This is a genomic window from Shinella sp. NM-101, assembly GCF_021401195.1.
Classification (GTDB): domain Bacteria; phylum Pseudomonadota; class Alphaproteobacteria; order Rhizobiales; family Rhizobiaceae; genus Shinella.
In genome coordinates this window covers 373,411-393,987 of sequence record NZ_JACBFT010000003.1, presented here as the reverse complement: position 1 = coordinate 393,987, position 20,577 = coordinate 373,411, and the positions used below count along the sequence as shown (strand labels likewise).

General features: G+C 63.9%; 15 protein-coding genes. 3 read left to right on the top strand and 12 right to left on the bottom strand.

The genetic code is table 11. The features are described 5' to 3' along the window. Nucleotides 1-41 precede the first annotated feature (41 nt). Complete coding sequence (locus L0976_RS08920) at nt 42-3,095, bottom strand: cation-translocating P-type ATPase (protein ID WP_234186982.1); 3,054 nt, start codon at nt 3,093-3,095, stop codon at nt 42-44. Nucleotides 3,096-3,224: 129 nt separating this feature from the next. Then, nucleotides 3,225-3,773, bottom strand: coding sequence for an MAPEG family protein (locus tag L0976_RS08915; RefSeq protein WP_024338471.1), 549 nt, complete (start codon nt 3,771-3,773; stop codon nt 3,225-3,227). Between the two features lie 236 nt (nt 3,774-4,009). Between L0976_RS08915 and L0976_RS08910 the strand changes: the two genes are divergently transcribed. Together L0976_RS08910 and L0976_RS08905 are read left to right on the top strand one after the other, a co-directional pair. Further along, nucleotides 4,010-6,055 carry an NAD(+) synthase gene (locus tag L0976_RS08910; protein WP_024922550.1) on the top strand — a complete coding sequence of 682 codons (2,046 nt, stop codon included), beginning with the start codon at nt 4,010-4,012 and terminating at the stop codon, nt 6,053-6,055. Nucleotides 6,056-6,169: 114 nt separating this feature from the next. Next, nucleotides 6,170-6,583 (top strand): helix-turn-helix domain-containing protein, encoded by a 414-nt coding sequence (locus tag L0976_RS08905; protein WP_024338473.1) that lies wholly within the window; start codon nt 6,170-6,172, stop codon nt 6,581-6,583. A gap of 205 nt (nt 6,584-6,788) precedes the next feature. Here the strand turns inward: L0976_RS08905 and L0976_RS08900 are convergent, their stop codons facing one another. The 3 genes from L0976_RS08900 to L0976_RS08890 form a co-directional block, all read right to left on the bottom strand. Next, complete coding sequence (locus L0976_RS08900) at nt 6,789-7,115, bottom strand: DUF736 domain-containing protein (protein WP_025560835.1); 327 nt, start codon at nt 7,113-7,115, stop codon at nt 6,789-6,791. Between the two features lie 585 nt (nt 7,116-7,700). After that, a complete protein-coding gene (locus L0976_RS08895; protein WP_234186981.1) occupies nt 7,701-8,141 on the bottom strand; it encodes a hypothetical protein in 441 nt (146 codons plus the stop codon). 141 nt (nt 8,142-8,282) lie between these two features. After that, nucleotides 8,283-8,450, bottom strand: coding sequence for a hypothetical protein (locus tag L0976_RS08890; RefSeq protein WP_164740513.1), 168 nt, complete (start codon nt 8,448-8,450; stop codon nt 8,283-8,285). Nucleotides 8,451-8,663: 213 nt separating this feature from the next. Between L0976_RS08890 and L0976_RS08885 the strand changes: the two genes are divergently transcribed. Next, nucleotides 8,664-9,497, top strand: a complete 834-nt coding sequence (locus tag L0976_RS08885; protein ID WP_234186980.1) for a hypothetical protein — start codon at nt 8,664-8,666, stop codon at nt 9,495-9,497. 7 nt (nt 9,498-9,504) lie between these two features. Here the strand turns inward: L0976_RS08885 and L0976_RS08880 are convergent, their stop codons facing one another. The 7 genes from L0976_RS08880 to L0976_RS08850 form a co-directional block, all read right to left on the bottom strand. Beyond that, nucleotides 9,505-10,428 carry a DUF2493 domain-containing protein gene (locus L0976_RS08880; protein ID WP_234186979.1) on the bottom strand — a complete coding sequence of 308 codons (924 nt, stop codon included), beginning with the start codon at nt 10,426-10,428 and terminating at the stop codon, nt 9,505-9,507. Between the two features lie 312 nt (nt 10,429-10,740). Continuing rightward, nucleotides 10,741-11,781: a toprim domain-containing protein gene (locus tag L0976_RS08875; protein ID WP_234186978.1), complete on the bottom strand. Its 1,041-nt coding sequence runs from the start codon at nt 11,779-11,781 to the stop codon at nt 10,741-10,743. After that, complete coding sequence (locus tag L0976_RS08870) at nt 11,781-16,088, bottom strand: strawberry notch family protein (RefSeq protein ID WP_234186977.1); 4,308 nt, start codon at nt 16,086-16,088, stop codon at nt 11,781-11,783. The genes L0976_RS08875 and L0976_RS08870 overlap by 1 nt, the downstream gene beginning before the upstream one ends. Before the next feature lie 173 nt (nt 16,089-16,261). After that, the gene (locus tag L0976_RS08865; RefSeq protein WP_234186976.1) at nt 16,262-16,519 is read right to left on the bottom strand and encodes a DUF6117 family protein; all 258 of its coding nucleotides are present in this window, start codon (nt 16,517-16,519) and stop codon (nt 16,262-16,264) included. After that, nucleotides 16,516-16,932, bottom strand: a complete 417-nt coding sequence (locus L0976_RS08860) for a hypothetical protein (protein WP_234186975.1) — start codon at nt 16,930-16,932, stop codon at nt 16,516-16,518. Before L0976_RS08860 ends, L0976_RS08865 begins: the two co-directional genes overlap by 4 nt. A 95-nt stretch (nt 16,933-17,027) precedes the next feature. Further along, complete coding sequence (locus tag L0976_RS08855; protein ID WP_234186974.1) at nt 17,028-19,169, bottom strand: ParB/RepB/Spo0J family partition protein; 2,142 nt, start codon at nt 19,167-19,169, stop codon at nt 17,028-17,030. A 173-nt stretch (nt 19,170-19,342) separates the two neighbouring features. Next, the gene (locus L0976_RS08850; protein WP_234186973.1) at nt 19,343-20,536 is read right to left on the bottom strand and encodes a DUF932 domain-containing protein; all 1,194 of its coding nucleotides are present in this window, start codon (nt 20,534-20,536) and stop codon (nt 19,343-19,345) included. Nucleotides 20,537-20,577: the final 41 nt, after the last annotated feature.

Below are 20,577 nucleotides of genomic sequence, written 5' to 3'. Positions count from 1 at the left end.
GTCGTCAGCGGCCGCCCCAATACAGGGCGGCCGCTATTGGCTCAATGCGCAGTTGCAGGGCGAGCCACAGTGGAATGCTGGCGCTCCTGTGCTCGAACCTTTGCGCCGCCGACTGGGCCACCATCTCTCTGGCGCTGTTCCCGATTGAGGAGCCGCAAACCGTTGAGAACGACCAGCAGGGAGGCCCCAACATCGGCGGCGATCGCGCCCCAAAGGGATGCGAGACCGATCACCGTCAGCACTGTGAACAACAGCTTCACGGCGATCGAGAAGGCGATATTCTGCCGAATGACGGCGAGCGTGGCTCGTGAATGGCGCACGAGCCAGGGAAGTCTGGAGAGGTCGTCCGACATCAGGGCGACGTCTGCCGTTTCGATGGCTGCGTCGCTCCCCATTGCGCCCATGGCAATGCCGAGATTGGCGCGGCCCATGGCAGGGGCGTCATTGACCCCGTCACCCACCATGGCGACGACGCCATAGCGCCGAACCAGGTCCTCGACGGCCGTGACCTTGTCGCCGGGCAGAAGTTCCGCGCGAACTTCATCAATGCCGGTCTGCTTGGCAATCGCCTCGGCGGTGGCCCGATTGTCGCCTGTCAGCATCACCACTTTTTCCACGCCCGCCCGATGCAGCGCGGTGACGATATCCTTGGCTTCAGCCCTCACAGCATCGGCAACAGCGATCAGTCCCCAGACTTCCTGGCCGTCGCCAACGGCGACAATGGTCCGGCCAGCGCCGGAAAGTGTGTCGGCGCGTTCCAGGATGGCCGGTGAGCCGACCGCGCGTTCATCGAGGTAGCGGCGTGACCCAAGCCAGACTTCGCGACCGGAGACGCGGCCGGTCATGCCGCGACCCGTGATGGCCTGGACGGCCTCGGCCGGTTGTGCGGCAATGCCGTTTTCTGTTGCCCTCGCCAAAATAGCGCGGGCGATGGGGTGCTCGCTGCGCGCCTCGAGGGCTGCTGCTAACCGAAGAAGGTCATCCTCGTTTCGGCTGCCGAGCGCCAAGATCTCCACGACCTGAGGACGTCCTTCGGTGAGCGTCCCCGTCTTGTCCATGGCGATTGCTTTCAAGCGCGCCGGCGTCTCGAGATGGACGCCGCCTTTCACCAACACGCCCTGCTTCGCAGCTCCCGCAAGGGCAGCCACAATGGTCACGGGCGTCGAGATGACAAGGGCGCAGGGGCAGGCGATCACGAGCAATACGAGGGCGCGATAGAACCAAACCTCCCAGCCACCACCGAGCAACAGCGGCGGCACCAAAAAAACGGCTATCGCGAGCGCCATAACGACGGGCGTATAGACGCGTGCAAATTTCTCGACCCACTGCTCGCTGGGAGCCCGCCGGCCCTGCGCGGAGCCGACCATGCGGATGATCTGCGCGAGCGTGGTATCGCTTGACGCCTTGGTGGTCACGACGTCCAGCGCGCCTTCGCCGTTGATGGTGCCTGCAAAAACGTCGTCTCCTTCCGATTTGAAGACCGGGACGCTTTCGCCGGTGATCGGTGCCTGGTTGACCTCACTCTCTCCGGCGGCCACACGGCCGTCGAGCGGTACTTTATCGCCAGGTCGAATAATGATGTGCGAACCGACACGGACTTCGGCTGCCGGCACGTCTCTCTCCGTGCCGTCTTCAAGCATGATGCGCGCGGTCGGCGGCGCGAGCTCCATCAGGGCCGCCACGGCCCGCCGCGCTCGGCCGAGGCTCCAGGCCTCGAGAGCAAGGGCGAGCGCGAAGAAGAACGAAACCGTTGCGGCTTCGAACCAAGCGCCAATTCCGATCGCACCCACGACGGCGATCACCATCAGGAGGTTCATGTCGGGACGCAGGCGCCTGGCCGCGAGCCAAGCCTTCGGGGCCACGTAACGCACAGCACAAAGCGCGGCGAGCGTATAGAGAATGACGCTTAGCAGCGGCGTTGCACCTGCACCATGTTCGCCTGCCTCGAAGGCCGCGATGATTCCACCTCCGACCCAGGCGTGAACCGCAAATCCGATCGCGACGAACAGGCCGCTCGCAGCAGTCAGCCATGATTGAATGCGTCTGCGCCGCTCTTCTGCCCGTGCCCCTTCGCTGGTGGCGCCCTCGGTCCAGGGCTCCGCCTGCAGGCCGGCGCGTACAACGGCCTTCTCGATCTTGGCCTCCAAGGCGGCGTCAGGCGCCATGTCGATCGACATGCGGCCGTTAAGAAGGTCGAAAGCGAGCTTGTCCTCACCAACGAGCGGGCCGACTTCGCGCTTCAGGGCGGCGATCTCGTCGGCACAATCCATGCCATGGATTCGATAGACAACGCCGCCAGGCAGATTGATCGGCGGCGGGCTGAGGGCTTCCTTCACGTTGGTCGCGCAACCGCACGCGGATCCTGCGGCATCGCAGGTTGCCTGCTCAGCAACGGCCGGCGCTGTCCACAGCTCAGCCCGCATCCCGGTTCGCGCGACCGCCTGTTCGATCTCTTGGAGGGTTGTCCCGCTCTGAGGTGCAATGGTCATCGCACCCTGCGAAGTGTCGAAGGCGAGCTTATCCTCGCCAACGAGCGGTCCCAGTTCCCTGGTCAGAGCAGCCACCTCATTCTTGCAGTCGAGGCCGCGCACACGCAGGAGCATGGTTTCGGCCGAACCATCCTGGATGAGAGAGCCTGACATCCCGGTTCTTGAGATGCCGCTCACGAGTTCGTCGATCGAGGCACGGTGCTGAGGCGCGACCGTCATCAACCCCTTTGCTGTGTCGAAGGCGAGCCAGTCCTCACCGCCAACCAGAGGGCCGATTTCGCGCTTGAGCATCGCGACCTCGTTTTTGCAATCGAGGCCCTCGACCTTGAACAGCCACGCCGACGCGGAGGACTTATCCAGCTCAGCCAGCAATTGTGCCCTCATTCCAGTGGTAGCGACCGCCTGCTCAATGGTATCGAGTGCCGGAGCGGTCAGGCCCGCGACCTCCATGACACCGCCCTTGGTGTCGAACGACAACTTGTCCTCGCCACCGACGACGGGACCGACCACGGCACGAAGCATCCGAACTTCGTTCTGACAATCCAAGCCCTCAACCTTGAAGCGTAACGTGCCTAAGGTGCTTCTAGCCTCGGCTTCAATAGTCATTGCGGTCTCCTAAATTTGCTTATTCTCTCGAGCCCGGCTCGAATCCTTTCACGCACCATACATTCTGTAGTGGCTACAGGAGCAAGAGGCCTTTCAATCGTTTTTTGCCGTCCAAGCGAGCGACAGACGTCAGCGTCCGGCGGCTATCAGCCCGACCACAATTCCATAGCTCGCGATTATTGAGGCGCCGGTGAGCGCCATGCCAAAAGCCCGGCCTGAGACTCGTTTGGCGTAGCCGAATGCAAAGGTGATGCGGCCAACCAGAAACAGAGCAACCAGCAGCGGTATGAGCACCAGTTCGGTTTCTCGCAGAAGCGCTGCTAGGGTCAGATGTGCGCCAAAAGCCAGTACTGTCTGCTCCAATGAATTCTGCAGCACCGCGGCACGCACGGCGATTGCCGGGCTGGGTTTGCCGAACGCCGAGCCCCGTATATCCGCCGGCGAATAGAACCTGCCTCTGCTCACCGCGCCGACGCAGCCGGCCAGCCAGAGAAACATGAGAATACTCGCCTTCAACGTGAACGCGATCCGCTCACCGAAGTCCATCTCTGGGCTGAGGCCGAACAATTCAGGAGGCAGCCAGGCATAGCCAACCACAAGGACGACCGCCGCGAAGGCGAGCGCGACGGCTGAGGCTCGGACAATGCCCACCTGGTCAGAACTGAGCCTCTTGAACACTGTCCTTGCTCCTTGTCGTCCTCCGCCGCCTGCCTGTGGTGATGAAAGACCGGGGGCGACCACTCATCGCGCGTGGGTTCACACGCCCCGATCATAGGTATATAAATCCTGTAGTAACTACAGAATCAACCCTTGCGAGGGGTCGAGGCCGTGACTGAACCCGGTCGCCGTAACAGCGGTCACGGCCACTTGGTGCCGAGATCGGGCACCGCAAGAACACGAGATGAGACCGGCGGATGAGCTTCTATTCGATTTATCAGCAGGGTTTCGTTCGCGTGGCTGCCTGTACACCGAAATGCGAAGTCGCCGATCCCAGCTACAATGTCGCTGAGACGCTCGCGCTCGCCCGCGACGGTGCGCGCCAGGGTGTTGCGCTGATGGTGTTCCCGGAATTGGGCCTCTGCGGTTACGCGATTGACGATCTTCTCGGCCAAGCCGCGTTGCTGCAGCGGGTGGAACAAGCGATCGAGGAAGTCGCGGCCGCGAGCCGCGAGCTTTCGCCGGTTCTGCTCATCGGCGCGCCGCTGGTGCGGGAAGGACGACTCTACAATTGCGCTGTCGCCGTCCATCGTGGGCGCATTTTGGGTGTTGTTCCCAAAGGACATCTGCCGAATTATCGGGAATTCTACGAAAAGCGTTGGTTCGCTTCGGGCCGAAACTTGAAAGGCGCTACCATCGAGATCGCTGGTCAGTCCGTCCCCTTCGGAATGGATATGATTTTCGCGGCCGAGGATTTGCCAGGCTTCGTCTTCCACGTCGAGCTGTGCGAGGACGTATGGGGACCGGCTCCGCCCAGCGACTTTGCCGCGCTCGCTGGCGCTCTCATCCTTACCAACCTCTCGGCCAGCAACATCACTGTCGGCAAGGCCGAAACCCGCCGGCTGCTCTGCGCAACCCAATCGGCGCGGTGCTGGGCTGCATACATCTATTCCGCGGCCGGTCCGGGCGAGTCGACGACGGACCTCGCTTGGGACGGTCAAGCCTGCATTTATGAACTCGGGCAGCTGCTGGCAGAGACCGAACGGTTCCCGCAGGACTCGCAAATGGCCATCGCCGATGTCGACGTTGATAGGCTCAGACTGGAGCGCCTGCGCACCGGCACCTTCAACGAGGCGGCCATCGCACAAGCTATGCCTGAAGACAGGTTCCGGCGTATCGGCTTCCGGTTCGAGCCGTCGATGACGGACCTCGGGCTGCGCAGGGCCGTCGCGCGCTTCCCCTATGCTCCAGCCGATCCGGCACGCCTCGACCAGGACTGTTATGAGGCCTACAGCATCCAGGTCCAGGGGTTGATGAAGCGCCTTCAGGCGACGGGCATCCGCCGCGTCTGCATCGGGGTCTCCGGTGGTCTGGACTCCACTCACGCGCTGATCGTGGCGGCGAAAGCGTTCGACCGGCTAGGCTGGCCCCGGTCCGACATTCTCGGCTTCACGATGCCGGGCTTCGCGACGGGGGAGGCCACCAAGGCAAATGCCTGGACGCTGATGCGTAGTCTCGGCGTCACCGCCGAGGAGATCGACATCAAGCCGTTGGCGCAGCAGATGCTGGCGTCACTTCAGCATCCGTTCGCGCAAGGCGAGCCGGTTTACGACGTGACGTTCGAGAACGTGCAGGCGGGCCTGCGCACGGACATCTTGTTCCGTGCAGCCAACCAGCGAGGCGCCATGGTGCTTGGCACTGGCGATCTGTCCGAAATCGCGCTCGGCTGGTCGACCTACGGTGTCGGCGACCATATGAGCCACTACAACGTCAACGCGTCGGTGCCGAAAACACTCATCCAGCATTTGATCCGCTGGGTGGCACAGTCAGCCGCCTTCGATGAGGCAACGAACGGCACGTTGCTCTCCATTCTTGACACTGTGATTTCGCCAGAACTCGTGCCGGCCGGCGAAGGCGGCGCCTTACAAAGTACGGAGGAGAAGATTGGGCCTTATGAACTGCAGGATTTTACCCTGTTTTATTTGACGCGCTATGGCCTGAAGCCGTCGAAGATCGCTTTCCTGGCCTTCCATGCCTGGCGTGACGCCACCGCCGGAGCTTGGCCTCCACAGTATCCGGAAGAGCGCCGTCGCGCATATGATCTGCCCACAATCAGATCGTGGATGGAGGTGTTCCTCTATCGCTTCTTCACGATCAGCCAGTTCAAGCGCTCGGCGTCGCCGAACGGCCCCAAAGTCACTGCTGGCGGCTCGCTGTCGCCGCGCGGCGATTGGCGCGCTCCGTCGGATGGCAACGCCCGCCTCTGGTTGGAGGAGTTGCGCGCTCACACGCCGTCGGAATGAACGTGCCCTGAGGGTTGGCGCTCAGCGGCCAACGGCAATCGGCGCACGGATGCCGATGACGCTTCCGCCCAGTTGTTATCCCTACTCGAACCACCGTTACGGAATGAATTCGCCATGATCACCATCGGAGCCTTGTCACAACGGACAGGCGTCAATATCGAGACAATCCGCTACTACGAGCGGATCAATCTCATCCCGCCGCCGCCCCGCACAGAGAGCAGGCGGCGCCTCTATGAAGCAGAGGATGTTCGGCGACTGACGTTCATACGCCATTCCAGGGATCTCGGCTTCGACATCCCGGCTATTAAGACGATGCTCGCTCTGCAGGAAAGGCCAGAGTCCTCTTGTGAGCAGGTGAGCCGAATTGCCACCGATCAGCTCGAAGCCGTCGAGGTGCGGATCCGACGCCTTCTCGGACTTAAGAGCGAGCTCACTCGGATGATCAAATCGTGCGACAATGGGAAAGTCGCATCGTGCCGGATCATAGAAGTTTTAGCTGACTCACCCAACTCGCATGATGCCCCCTGAATCGCTGAGGAATTCAGGAACATCCACGACTTTGTTGGCTAGGGAGTGCCCGAATACCCCATCTATAATAGTCGTTCTTGAGGCTGTGAGCCAAGCTATTTCTGCTGATTGGCCAGCTTCAGCCGTCATTCTGGCTTGACTGATTCGGTTGCGGCGGCAGCGCTTCGGCCCAGCCCGGATTATCCGGGCGGGGCGGCTGCGGGTCTCAGTCGCCGTTGCGGCGGTTGGGGCGGGACCAGATCAGCGAATGGGTGTCGCCTTCCTCGTCGTCGAAGAGGTTGGCGTAGATCGGGGCGTTGAAGCTCGGATCGTCGAGCTTGAGGCCCAGATAGTCGCGGCCTTCGCCCGAGCGCTTCGTCCAGGCGGCGCCGATCTCGGCGCGGCCAACCAGGACCCGGTGGCTGGGGGCGTTTTCGCCGGTGGAGCGCAGGTCGGGGACGATGCGCACGCCCTTGGCCTGGACGCTGAGGGTGACGATTTCGCCGGTGAATTCGTTCGAACCGATCTTCTTGAAGGTGCCGATGGTCGCCATGTTCAAATCTCCGTTTTCCGTTTTCGAGCCCGCACCATGCGGCCTCGATGGCGATCGGTTGGCCGGAGACGACCGACGACGCATCGCTTGCGACCGGAGCGAAGCGGAGGATGGCGCAGGAACGAGTTTCTTGCCTCGCGAGGAATGACGGCCTTGGCCGGCAGGGGAAGAAAGTAGGGACGCGCCATTGCGGCATAGGCGGCCGAGGCGAAGCCGCTCTTCGGCCAGATCAGCCCATTGAAGAGGCCGTTTGGAGCGGTCGGCGGACGGATTTCTCACGGAGATGATGGCGACCTGACGCGACTGGCGCGGAGACTGTCCGATCTCTCACCGGCTCATCCCTCCTTAGCGGCGGGCCGCATGTGCTTCTCCGCCGTCACGCCCTTCCGAATCACGAATGCCCACCATCACGTCATGATTGGTTGTGTCGGCCGTGGACACCGCTGGTCCAGGCGTATCAGCAGAATTCCAGCTTCTGGGCCTCTTGCGCGACACGCTGCCATCGCCGCCTTGCCACGTCTTCGACGACGAGGCGGGCGCGCGGATCAGCCGTTTGGTCTGGCGAACCATCGTATGGAGAAACGATCAGGCCCACATCGTGCCTTGACCGGCCGGGGCGGTGGCCGCCATGCCTGTGACCCGCATGAGTGCAGTGATGCCGACAGCGATCGCGCCGATGACGGAAAATGCGATCTGCCAGGTCTCCGACGGCATGGTGTGTTTCACGATGCCATGCGTGGCGTGATAGCCGGCCATCACCGCAGGCGCGACAAAGACCAGTGCGATCAGCAGCCGCGCCCAGATGGGGCGGACGATCACGAACAGGATCTGGCCGATGCCGAGCGTGAGCCCAGCGGCGACGATACCTATGATGATCGCTCCGAGCCAACCCGCGCCGGTGTGCCAGGCCCAGGTTCCGGCGCTCAACCCTGCGAAGAAAGGAAGCGCGAAGACGGCGAGCGTGAACAGAAGCCAGCAGAAGAAGCCGATGGCCGCGATGGAAAGAAGAATGCCGAGAAAGATCATAGTGGTGTCTCCGTGAGGAAAGCTCTGACGGTCGCGCCTCCACCACCACCACGACGCGAAACGGAGAATAGCAAAAGATAACCGTCAGCGGGAGCGGAAACCGGCAAGGTTTTCGTCTCGGCCATGACGATCTTCGCCCCGTCATGGGGCGAAAGGATCGATCTCGCTGACGATTTCGGCGGCATCGCCGTCGTATTCGGCTGCGGGGGTGACCGAGAGCGTGCCGTCGCCGGCACGGAAGATGACGATGGCGGCCATGAGCGTTGCGGCGAGGCTGAAGGCGAAGGCGTGAGCGTCGTTGAGGGACATTGATCCGGCTCCTGCTTGAAGCGGAGGACCATCCCCCGCTGACAGGCGCCCGATGTGTCGGACTGAGCGCTGCAATCACCGCGAAGGCGAAGCCGCAGCGGCGGCATGCTCGCATAGCCGACCCTTTACGGGTTGATGGCGTCAAGCGATCAGTCGGACCAAGGATCAGCGCAGAAAAGCGGGGGTGCGTCAGCCGGTCCGAAATGGTAGTCGATGAATATCTCAACAGCCCAAGTGCCAAGACTTCAGCCGGACGTCTCGCGCAGCGGAGGCGATAATCATGGCGGGGGAACAGTGGCGAGTGGATTTCATGTGCCCGACGGCAACGAGGCGCTTCGTGCCGACATCCCCGCAATCGTTGAATTGATCGAGCGAACGGCACGGTGGGTTCATCCGCACACTTTCCGCGCGCTGCCGGTCTGGGCGCCGCACACGGCGCGAGGCCGCCCACTCTACGATGCCGGTTGGTCTCGCCGATACACGAACACTCGGAAGGCGACAGGCGTGACTGCCGAGAAGTTCGAGGGAAACGTGGCGGCACTGAACGCGCTCGTGGCCGCTCTCGACGTCGCGTCGCCTAAGCCGAAGAATTGGACCGTCTGCCACATCTGGGGATATGACGATCCGTCTTTCGCGCAACGCAGCAACGTCGTGCAGGATCCGCGCTATTTCTCATGTGTCGCGAACATGGTCTGGCTGCCGACTTCGCTGAAGGGTTTCACCGACACGCTTCCCGAGATCAAGGCAATGCTGCGGGTTTGTTCGTTCCATCTTTACGGATGGGCATGCGAGCATAAATCTGTGGGGACGCAGGCGGAACAAGTTCGGTCGGGCTGGATACCGTCAGATTATCCGAAGAGTTGGCCTGCACCCGACCGACCGGGCATTCTGCCGCCGGGCACTGCTCCCTTCACATCGCGCATTGAGCGCGAGATCGCGAAACGAAAATCGAAGGTGCGATCTGATTTGGCCAATGCCGATTACCTCCACTACCCGAAAGCGGAAGTTGAGGAAGTGCTGCGGTTTTGGAAGATCGACCTGAGATAGGCGGCGCTCACGCGCCGCCGAACTTCCAGACCGGGATGCCGAGCTTCCTGGCCTTGTCGGCAAGGTTGTCGTTGATGCCCGTGCCGGGGAAGTGCATCACGCCCTTCGGCACGATGTCGAGCATCTCATCGTTGCGTTTGAAGGGCGCTGCGCGACCGTGCTTCGTCCAGTCGGGTGCGAAGCCGATCTGCGGGACATTGCGGTTCTTGGCCCAGATCGAGGCGATCTTTTCGGCGCCTTTCGGGGATTTGCCGTGGATCAGCACCATGTCGGCGTGCTTCTCGTGGACCTGATCGAGCTTGGCCCAGATCAGCCGGTGGTCATTGAAGTCCAGTCCGCCGGTGACGACGATCTTCGGGCCGGGAGGGAGAAGGATTTCCTGTTCTGCCCGCTTCTTGGCCATGAGGAAGTCGCGGCTGTCGATCATCGCGGAGGTCAGGTTGCGATGGTTGACCTTTGAGCCGGTGCGGGGAAGCCAGGGCTTGCCGATCTGGCGTTCGTAGTGTTCGGCGGCTTGGTCGCGCATCAGCTCGAAAGCGTTCAGCCGTTCGATGAGCGTCTTGCCCTCGGCGATCTGGCGCTCGAGTTCGACCGAGTTCACCTCGCTGCCGTCCTGCTGCCGCTGCGAGCGTTTCTGAGCCTGCTCGTTGTCGTCGAGTTCGCGGGCGATCCGCTCGGTGGCGCGGTGGAAGACGTTGACGGTCGACCAGAGGAGATCGTCGAGGTCGGGTTCGAGGCGCGTGTCCTCCAGGGTCGAGATCAGGGCATCGAAGATGTCTGCGACAGCGCCTGCGACCTGATTGCCGTCTGGCAGGAGACGCTGATCCGGCTCGTCGGCGAAGGGGCGGTAGCCGTGGAGCTGGAGTTCGTTGAGGACGTGATCGGTGGGTGACGATTCATGGTGGGGTTCGTAGTCGTCGTGCTCGTTCATGGGATGCTCCCTTGGCTGGACCGCGACCGTCGCGGCCTTCATGGCGACGGAGCCCACGGGCGGAGCGGACCTGCACCCGGCGGGCGCGCCGGGCCGGAGCGAACGCGGAGGATGCCGGAGGCCGGCTATTTTGTTTCGCGATGGAAAGGCGCGGCACGCGCCGCCGGAAAATAGTCGGCCGCAGGCATTGCCTGTCCGAGGCGCTTGTGGGCCGATCGCCCTCTCGAAGGCCGAGGCGCGGTCCTCTGCAAAGGACCGGACATACATGCGAGCATGATGGCGGCCGTGCGCCGCCGCCGTTCAGCCGCCGATCTATGCCGCCAGCAGCATGAAGCGGGCCACGTCCTGCGGTGCGAGCTGCACCCGGATATGCGCCATCAGCGCGTCACGGCCGTAGGTGCGGAGATCCTCGTTGAAGTCCCCGAGCATGGGTGACAGGGCAATCGCCTCGATCCCGACCGCGTTCGCCCGTTCGATCAGCGTGTTCCTCGCACCGTCCCCGGCGCGATCATTGTCGCGCACGACATAGAGCCGGCGCAGTGCATCGTGGAACTGGATGGCGGCGAGGTGCGCCGCGGAGAGTGCCGCTGCCACCGACATGCCGGGCATGACCTCACGGGCCGATAGCACGCTTTCGATCCCTTCGCCGGCCGCCAGCACGTCGCCTGAGAGCCCGAAGCGGACCGCGTGCCCCAAAAGGTCGCCCATCGCCTTGCGCTGGATGTCGATCGGCGCCTTGCCTGAACCGTCTGGCGCGAGCCAAGTCCGATGCGCGCCGGTGATCCTGTCGGCGAGATCGGTGACGGTGGCGACCATGGCCGGCCAGGTCTCGGTCGGGCTGTGCTCGTCGGGCCGATAGTAGCACCGGGGATGGAAGCGCAGGCTTCCGCATCCGTGCAAAGCCGTAATTCCGCGTCTGCGCAAATACGCTTCTACGAGCGTGCCGCCGATCGGCTGACACATCGCGATGAGCCGAAGTGCGGCCTTGGCGGACCCCGATGGTGCTGACGTGCGAGCGTGCTGTTTCGGCGCCGATTCGGGATCGGGTGGCGGCATGCTGAGGAACAGACGGGCCTCTTCGGCAACGTCGGCGAAGTCGATGAGGCCCAGCGATTCACGGATCACGTCGAGCAGGTCGCCATGCTCACCAGTCGCGGCGTCGGTCCATTTGCCAGCGGGGCCTTTGGCGGTGTCCTTGAGGCGCACGAACATGGATCGGCCGGGCGTGTTACGAACATCGCCAACCTGCCAATAGTTGCCCTGTGGGCGACCGGCAGGGAGATAGCGTTTGCATACCGCCTCAGCCTGCCGGCCGAGACGGGATGCGAGATCGGAAGCGTCGCGGCGGGCCATCACGAGGCCTCCCGCTCGCCGATGCGCGCCACCGGATAGGTGTCGAGCAGCTTGCCGAGCACCGCAGGTCCCGTGCTGTCGATCGGCACGAAGAACCGCAGCTTCCACGAGATAATTTCCGTGAAGAGGCCATAGGCGCGAAGGCGCTCGCGCATAGCTTCGGTGAAGCCGGTCAGCTCGATCCGGGTCGCGCCCATGACGCGCACGCGGCGAAGCTGAAGTCCCTCGGCCAGTTCGAGAATCGTGCGCCCGTCGATCAGCGCGGCATAAGCATCGTCGGCGCTGAGATTGGCCGCGTCGGTCGATGCGGCGTTCGCCGCCCAGGCCGGCGAGACGCGACGGCCGATGATGCGTTCGCCATCGTTGGTCTGGAGCCGGTAGACGCGGGTCGACTCGTTCGGTAGCCGCTTCCAGACCGGCAGTAGCAGTCCGGCGACGATGTGGATGGTGCTCTCGCTGAAGGCGGGCACGTCGCCGAGTTCGCGAGACCATGCCGCGGCAAACGTGTTGCGGTTGGCCTCCTGCCAATGGCTTTCAGCCATCGACTTCAACAAAGCATGATGATGCTCCATCGGTCGAATCAGCCGAACGCGGCGTTCGATCTCGCCATCGTCGAGCATTAGCGATGGCGCTGGAACCTGCACGGCGGCTCGCCCGGACCGCTCGTTCACCAGCAGCTTCGTACCACGATCATCGAGCCAGCCGAGCGCGTCGTCGAGCGACAGCGGACGATTGCGCTCGCGCTGCGCGATCGTCAGCAGCCGGGTTTCCGCGCCCGATGCCGGGTGGGTGTAGATCGTCGTGCGATCGGTGACGACGAAGCTCTCCGCCGTCAGGGTTTCGAGGCCAACGTCGTAGACGCCGCTGGCGATCGCGCCCGACACCTTCGCATCGAGAAGCTGTTCGAAGGCGGTGAAGAGAATGCCCTGCAGCTCAATAGTCAGCGCCAGCAGCCGGTTGAGGAAGGTGGTGATCGGCGGCAGCTCGTCCTTGATGCCGTTGTCGTCCATCAGCTTGAGGCCGGTGGCGGTTTCGAAGCGATGGAGCGAGCAGCCTTCGATCTTGCCGCGCACGATCAGGAGATAGAGCTGGCGCAGCGCATCACGGGCGTAGCAGGATTCCAGATTGTCCTCGGGCCGGAACAGGCCCTGGCCACCTGTCTGGCGTTGCCCGCGTGTGATCGCACCGAGCGTGTCGAGCCGGCGCGCGATCGTGCTGAGGAAGCGCTTTTCCGCTTTCACGTCGGTCGCGATTGGACGGAACAAGGGCGGCTGCGCCTGGTTCGTGCGGTTGGTGCGGCCCAGCCCCTGGATCGCCGCGTCGGCTTTCCAGCCCGGTTCGAGCAGGTAATGCACGCGCAGTCGCTGGTTCTTCGCCGACAGATCCGCATGGTAGCTGCGGCCGGTGCCGCCCGCGTCCGAGAAGACGAGGATGCGCTTCAGGTCATCCATGAAGGCGGCGGTTTCGGCGAGGTTGGCTGATGGCGCGCGGTTCTCCACGGCCAGACGGTCGCCCTTCCGGACGATCCGCCGCGAGCGGCCCGTCACCTCGGCTACCATATCGGTGCCGAAGCGCTGGACGATCTGGTCGAGCGCGCCCGGCACGGGCGGAAGCGACGCGAGGCGTTCGATCAGCTCGTCGCGGCGCGCGACGGCTTCGCGGCTCTCGACGGGCTGGCCATCGCGATAGACTGGACGAGACGACAGATTGCCCTCGCCATCGCTGAACGGCTCATAGAGCTGCACCGGAAAGGAATGGGCGAGATAATCGAGAACGTATTCGCGTGGCGTGATGTCGACGCGCACGTCGTTCCACTCGTCGGTCGGGACTTCGGCCAGGCGACGTTCCATCAGGGCTTCGCCGGTCGATACGATCTGCACGACGGCGGCATGGCCAGCCGCAAGGTCGCGCTCGATGGAGCCGATGAGGGTCGGCGTCTTCATCGAAGTCAGCAGATGCCCGAAGAAGCGCTGCTTCGCGGATTCGAAGGCCGAGCGGGCTGCGGATTTCGCCTGCCGGTTCAACGTGCCGGTCGAGCCGGTGATGTTGGTGGCCTCCATCGCGGCATCGAGGTGATTGTGGATGATGGCGAAGGCGCCGGCATAGGCATCGTAGATGCGGCTCTGTTCGTCGGTGAGCTGGTGTTCGACCAACTCGTATTCCACGCCGTCGTAGGAGAGCGAGCGGGCGGTGTAGAGTCCAAGCGAACGCAGGTCGCGAGCCAGCACCTCCATCGCTGCAACGCCGCCGCCCTCGATGGCCTCCACGAATTCCGCGCGCGTGGCGAAGGGGAAGTCGTCGCCGCCCCAGAGGCCGAGCCGCTGGGCATAGGCGAGATTATGAACGGTGGTCGCGCCGGTGGCGGAGACATAGACGACGCGCGCGTTCGGCAGGGCATGCTGTAGCCTCAAGCCCGCGCGTCCCTGCTGCGAGGCGGCGACGTCGCCGCGTTCTCCCTTGCCGCCGCCGGCGTTCTGCATCGCATGGCTCTCGTCAAAGATGATCACCCCGTCGAAATCGGAGCCCAACCATTCAACGATCTGCCGCACGCGCGAAACCTTCTCGCCACGGTCATCGGAGCGTAGCGTAGCGTAGGTCGCAAATAGGACGCCCTCCGAGAGCGTGATGGCCTTGCCCTGCGGGAACCGTGACAGCGGCGTGACCAGCAGTCGCTCCATGCCGAGCGCTGACCAGTCGCGCTGCGCGTCCTCGATCAGCTTGTCGGACTTAGAGATCCAGACGGCCTTGCACCGTCCCTGGAGCCAGTTATCGAGGATGACGCCGGCCGCCTGGCGGCCTTTCCCGGCGCCGGTGCCGTCGCCGAGCATGAAACCACGGCGGAAGCGAACGGTGTCGGGCACGTCGGCGGGCGCGGCCTTCACGACGTCAAAGGTCTTATCGACCGTCCATGATCCGGTGAGATGATCGCTGTGCGCCTCGCCGGCATAGATCACCGTCTCAAGCTGTGCATCGGACAGCAGGCGGAGGATGTTCGCCGGCAATGTCGGCCGATAGCTCGGCTTGGGCGGTGCGATGCTCGCCATGGCGGCGGACTGGACGAGCTTCGTTGGGTGGGCCTGAGAGCCGGGAATTCGGATCGATTGCAATCCGTATTCTTCATAGATCGCTTCGGTCAGGTGCGCGCCCTCTGACGGCGCCCAGTCCACGGTCTCATAGGCGAGTGAGACCCCATCGGGATCGGTGGCGATCGGTGTTCCCGGATGCGAGGATGCCGTGCGGGCGAGGTAGCCGCGCACAGATTTCGGGGACGCTGCCGAGCTCGGCGCAAGGATCTCCGGCAAAGTGACGGGCAGTCGGGCCGGCATGTCGCGCTCGATCCAGCCGAGCAGCGTAGCGACATCGGGCGCCATGCCGGGCGATGTCGGAAAGCTAACCGGATCGCCAGCCGGAAGCTTGTCGATGACGGTCAGCCGCGTCGCGAAGGTGGTTCCGTGCTTGGCATAGACCGAGCCTGCAATTGCCGCGGAGAAGACGACAGTGCTCCGTTTCTGCAGGCGCTCGAACGCACCGCGCCAATTAGGCGTGTCCGGCCCGACAGCGGCTCCGGTGATCGCCACGAGCCGGCCACCGGGCGCAAGCCGGTTCAGGGCCGAGGCGATGTGGCGAAAGCCGGCGTCTGCAACGCGACCGGAGACATTGGCCATCGCCGAGAATGGTGGGTTCATCAGCACGACGGAGGGAACGGCTGCCGGGTCGAGATGATCGTCGATCTGTGCGGCGTCGAACCGGGTGACGGTGATTGCCGGGAAGAGAGAGGCGAGGAGATCGGCGCGAAGGTCGGCCAATTCGTTGAGGATCAGCGATCCGCCGACCATCGATGCGAGAATGGCGAGCAGGCCAGTGCCAGCTGAAGGCTCCAGCACGATGTCGTCCGGCGTGATCGCCGCCGCCGTCAACACAGCGAGGCCAAGCGGCACTGGTGTCGAGAATTGCTGGAGCTCCTGAGATTCCTCGGATCGGCGAGTATGGGAGGGCAAAAGCCCCGCGACTTTCGCCAGCATGGAAAGCCGTGCCGCCGGAGATACGGATTTGCGGAAAAGTGCGCGTCCGAATTTCCGCAGGAACAGGACGGCGGCGACCTCGCAGGCTTCGTAGGCGACCTTCCAATCCCATGCGCCAGCGGAATCGGAAGCGCAGAACGCGGTTTCCATCACCGCACGCAGCAGCGGCGTATCGATGCGCTCACCGCGTTCGAGATGGAGGAGCAGGTTCTGGGCTGCCGACAGGATGGCAGGCCCACGGGCGACGGGCGCGGCCGGAGCGGCCACGGGTAAAAAGACAGTCATCGGGAGATCCTCGGGAGAGCGTGAACGGATAAGTCCGGCCGGCGCTCTCTCTCGAACCCCCCGGACTCATTCCGCCCCGGCGAGCCTCTCACTCTCGAAGGCGGGCATGAAAAAAGCGCCCAGCTGCAAGGCGGGGCGCTTTGACGATCGGGGGAAGGGGCTGGCTCCCTCAACTATGATGGCGCTTCGGGCCGCACGAAACCGCCCGGATCGTCAGGATCGGGCGGCAGATAGGCGTCATAGGGATTGTCGTCGGCGAGATGGCCGAAGGGAGTGAAGACATAATCTCCGCTATCGCGCCCAACGGCGCAGATGACATAGCGATGGGCGCCGGTCTCGGCGTCGAGGCATTCCATGAGCGCGAGATTGCCATCCGCCGCCGCGCGCAGCAGCGTCTGGAAATTGCACCTAGCATGGTCGGGGATGCTCATGTCCGTTCTCCATCGCCAGAGAGAAGCTCGGCAAGCCAGCCATCGGTGTAAGTCCAGTCGAGGGTCTCGCCCGTGGCGAGATCGAGGACATGCGCGCCGCCGCCGAAACCATCGAGCCGAGGTTTCGAGCAGGTGTTGGCGTATTGAAAGCCCCAGCGGCCGGTGAGACCGAATTCCACAGCGCACCGTTTGACGAACTGGATCAGCCGCTCGGGATCGCCGGTGACGTCATCGCGCATCCAGAGGTTCGTGCCGCCATGTTCGGGCTGGATCGAGAGCAGGAACCCGTCTGAAGGTGGTTCCTCCGAGACGCCTTCCTCCGACAGGACGTTGTAGAGATCGAGCGCACGAGCGGCGTTCTGAGGCGTGCCGACATCAAGCAGGCACGAGAAATGAGTGAAATAGTTGGCCATGACAGGCTCCTGAAACGAAAAGAGCCCGGCGCGATGGCCGGACTCGATGAAAGGGGAATTGGGCGGAGCGGCTGGAGCCACCCCGCCTCCTGTGATCATTCGGCCGGGATGGCGTGGACTTCGTCGTCCTCGTCCGCGGTGACGTCTTCATCCTCGTCGCCCTCGGTGAGGAAGGCCGGCAGGTCGGCCCCGTCATCCTCAGCACCCGCGTCGACGTCGGGCGTGGAGGTTTCGGCCTCGGCTGCCAGGCGCAGGGGCTCCGGGAGCCAACCGGTGTCGGCCAGCAGGCGCTCGGCTTCCCGTGCCATGTCACCCTTCTTCAGATGGTCGATGAGCTGCGCGGCCTGCTCGCCCGCACCCTCGCGTACCGCTTCGAGGATACGCGGCTTGGTGACCCGGCCGAGATAGTTGCCGACCGTGGGCCGCCAGCCGACCTCGACCATGTCGAGACCGGTCGCGCGCGCCAGCCGGTCAGCCTGAGCGAGCCGCATGTCCAGCGTGTGCTGCGAGACGCCGTTGCCGCCATAGGGGTTGGGCTTCTCGTAGAGGGCGTTGACGCCATAGCTGACGCAATGGGCGAGCAGCGCCATGCGGCTGGTATCGTCGAGCCCGGCCAGCCAGTCCCACAGCGCCTGGTCTTCGGCGGGGATGTCGCCTGCCCAGGCCTCGGCACGCGCCTGCACCGTGCGGGCCGACGGGCTTTCCTTCAGCCCCTCGTCCTGCACGGGGAAGAAGATGTGATTGACGCTCGCTTCAAGCGCCCCCTTGTACATGCGGTGCTGGAAGGTGTCGGAGACCAGCTTGTGCAGCAACGCCGTCATCGCGATATGCGGATTGTCGGCCAACGCATTGCGTAGCGCCAATGTCCGGTGTGCGGTCAGCTCGGTGACCAGACGGTCGGGCAGCGGCCTGATCGCCTCTTCCTCCTCGTCCTCGCCGTCCGCAGGTTCACCGCCGATGGTGATGACGGCGCGCTGCACGCGCGGATCATCCTGATCATGCGCCTCAAAGCCGGCATCGCCATCCTCGATGTCGTCCGCTGGTTCGGGCGCCTCGTCCTCGGGGCGGACATAGCCGCGTTCGATGTCGAGCCGGCCGTCATTGCCGATGCTGACGAAGACTCCGGCGCGGGCGATGTCGGCGAATTCGAAACGGATGGGACGCTCGTCGAAGGCCGCAAGGGCGGCCTCGATCTCGCCGAGACGCTGATCGACCTCTTCCGGCAGCTCGTCAGCGCCTTCATACTCGGCTTCGAGCTTCTGATATTCAGCGTTCAGGGCTGCGATCGTCGCCTGTTCGTCGGTGGTCAGGTCGAGCGGCTCGCCTTCCAGCGCCCGCAGGCCATGGGTCGCGCCATAGGGGAAGCTGACGGCGACCTCGATCCACTTCCAGCCTTCGGCTACAATCGTGTCGGCTTCGGCCTTCAGCTTCTCGGCGACCAGCCGGTCGAGCAGCGCCACGTCCTGCAGCCAGCCGCCATCGTCGGACTGAAACAGGTCGCGCATGATGATGCCGCCGGCCACCTCATAGGCGTCGAGGCCGACGAAAACGGCGCGCTTGTCGGAGGCCCGGACCGTGGTCTCGGTCAGCATCCGGCGGATCTGGTACGGCTCCTTCGACCAGGAATCCTTCACGGCATCCCAGACCTGCTGCTGGCGGTCATGGTCGCCGGAAACCGTGAAGGCCATGAGCTGCTCCAGCGTCATGCCGTCCTCGGCATAGATGTCGAGCAGCGCCGGCGAGACAGAGGCAAGCCGGAGCCGCTGCTTCACGACCTGGGCCGACACGAAGAAGGCGGCGGCGATCTCTTCCTCGGTCATGCCTTTGGCGCGCATGTCCTGAAAGGCCCGGAACTGGTCGAGAGGATGCAGCGGGGCGCGTTCGATATTCTCGGCAAGCGAGACTTCCTCGGCGAGGATCGCGCCATCACGCTCGCGCACGACACAGGGCACCGGTGTAGTCTTGGCGAGGCGCTTCTGCTTCACCAGCATCTCGAGCGCGCGGAAGCGGCGGCCGCCGGCCGGCACCTCGAACATGCCGGTCTCGTTGCCCTCGGCATCAATGACCGGGAAGACGCTGATGCTCTGGATCAGGCCGCGACGGGCGATCGAGGCCGCCAGGTCCTCGATCGAGATACCGGCCTTGACGCGGCGGACGTTGGACTGGCTGAGCACCAGCTTGTTGAAGGGGATGTCGCGCGAGGACGACAGGGTGATCTTCTGAACGGCAGTAGCCATCGGGATTTACTCCGCGACGGGCGGCCGGGAGCCTCTCTCTCGACCTCCAACCCGTCACGAAGCGAAGCGCCGCCCTCTTCCTCTAAAGGGGGCAGCGCCACGATGTGGGAACGCGGATAAGGAGAAGCGTAGAGCCGGAGATACGGACAGCCGGATCCCCGACTTCACGAAAGTTAGGCGGCCCGATCGAGCAGCTTCTTCGCTTTGCCCTCCATATCGAGGCGGGCATCCTGATGCGGCTTGTCACGCGCGACGGCGGTGACGCCCTGCACGAAATCGAAGATGCTTTCGGGCGGGCGACCTTCCTCGGCTAGCACCGTGTCGATGATCTTGCCAGTCTCGACCTTGGAGAAACCGCGACGGCGCAGGAAATCGGTGCGGTCCTCGTCAGTCTTGGCGACAATCCGTTCGCGAGCGGCTTTGATGCCGTTGACGAAGGGCATGGGCGAGGAGTTCGCGAAGTTCAGCAACGCCGGCGCCGCCTCATGCGCAAAGCGGTTGGCGGCATATTTGCTGTGGCGGATGGTGATTTCCTCGAAATCCTCCACGCCCCACAAATTGCGATTCTGGCAGACCGCGCGCAGATAGAAGCTCGCCATGCCGAGGGTCTTGGCGCCGACCTCGGAATTCCAGCAATAGAAGCCCCGGAAATAAAGGTCGGGCGATCCGTCTGGCAGTCGGCCGGCCTCAATCGGATTCAGGTCGTCGACCAGGAACAGGAAGACGTCGCGATCCGAAGCGTAGAGCGTCGTCGTATCTTTGGTGATATCGACGCGCGGATTGTAGACGCCGGTCGACCAGTCCAGCACGCCCGGCACCTTCCAACGTGTGTCGCCTGTACCGTTGCCAGCGATGCGCTGTACCGCCTCGACCAGTTCGTGATCGAAGATGCGGCCATAGTCCGGGCCGGTGACGGCGCGCAGCTCGACGCGCCCATCTTCGGTTTCGAACGTTTTGATCTGCTCGGCCCGGTTGGAGCTCAGGCCATATTGCAGATTGATGCCGGCAAGCGCGGCGGGGAGCTGCCGCAGATAGGCGGCGGGCGCGCCGACCAGGCTGGCGAGCTGCCCAAAAGACCAGTGCGTCGGTGCGACGGGAGCGTTGGCGCCGGGGAGCATGAAGGCCAGCCGCTCCGGATCGTCGCGATTGGCCTCGACATGGACGAGCGCGCTTTCCACCACGCGGGTGCGGCTGCGATCGGCGCGGTCACGCACCGATCGCGCTAACTCGGACAGCGACAGGTAGCGCTCGTCGGCCGGGCGCGAGAACCATTCGGACGAGACGCGGCCGATCCGCTCGCCACGGCTGACATCCACCTTGTAACCGCCGCTCGTGTCACGGTGCGCATTGAGTGCTTGCATGTTCATTGTACCAATCTCCACGACGGACGCGGGAGCCTCTCTCCCAG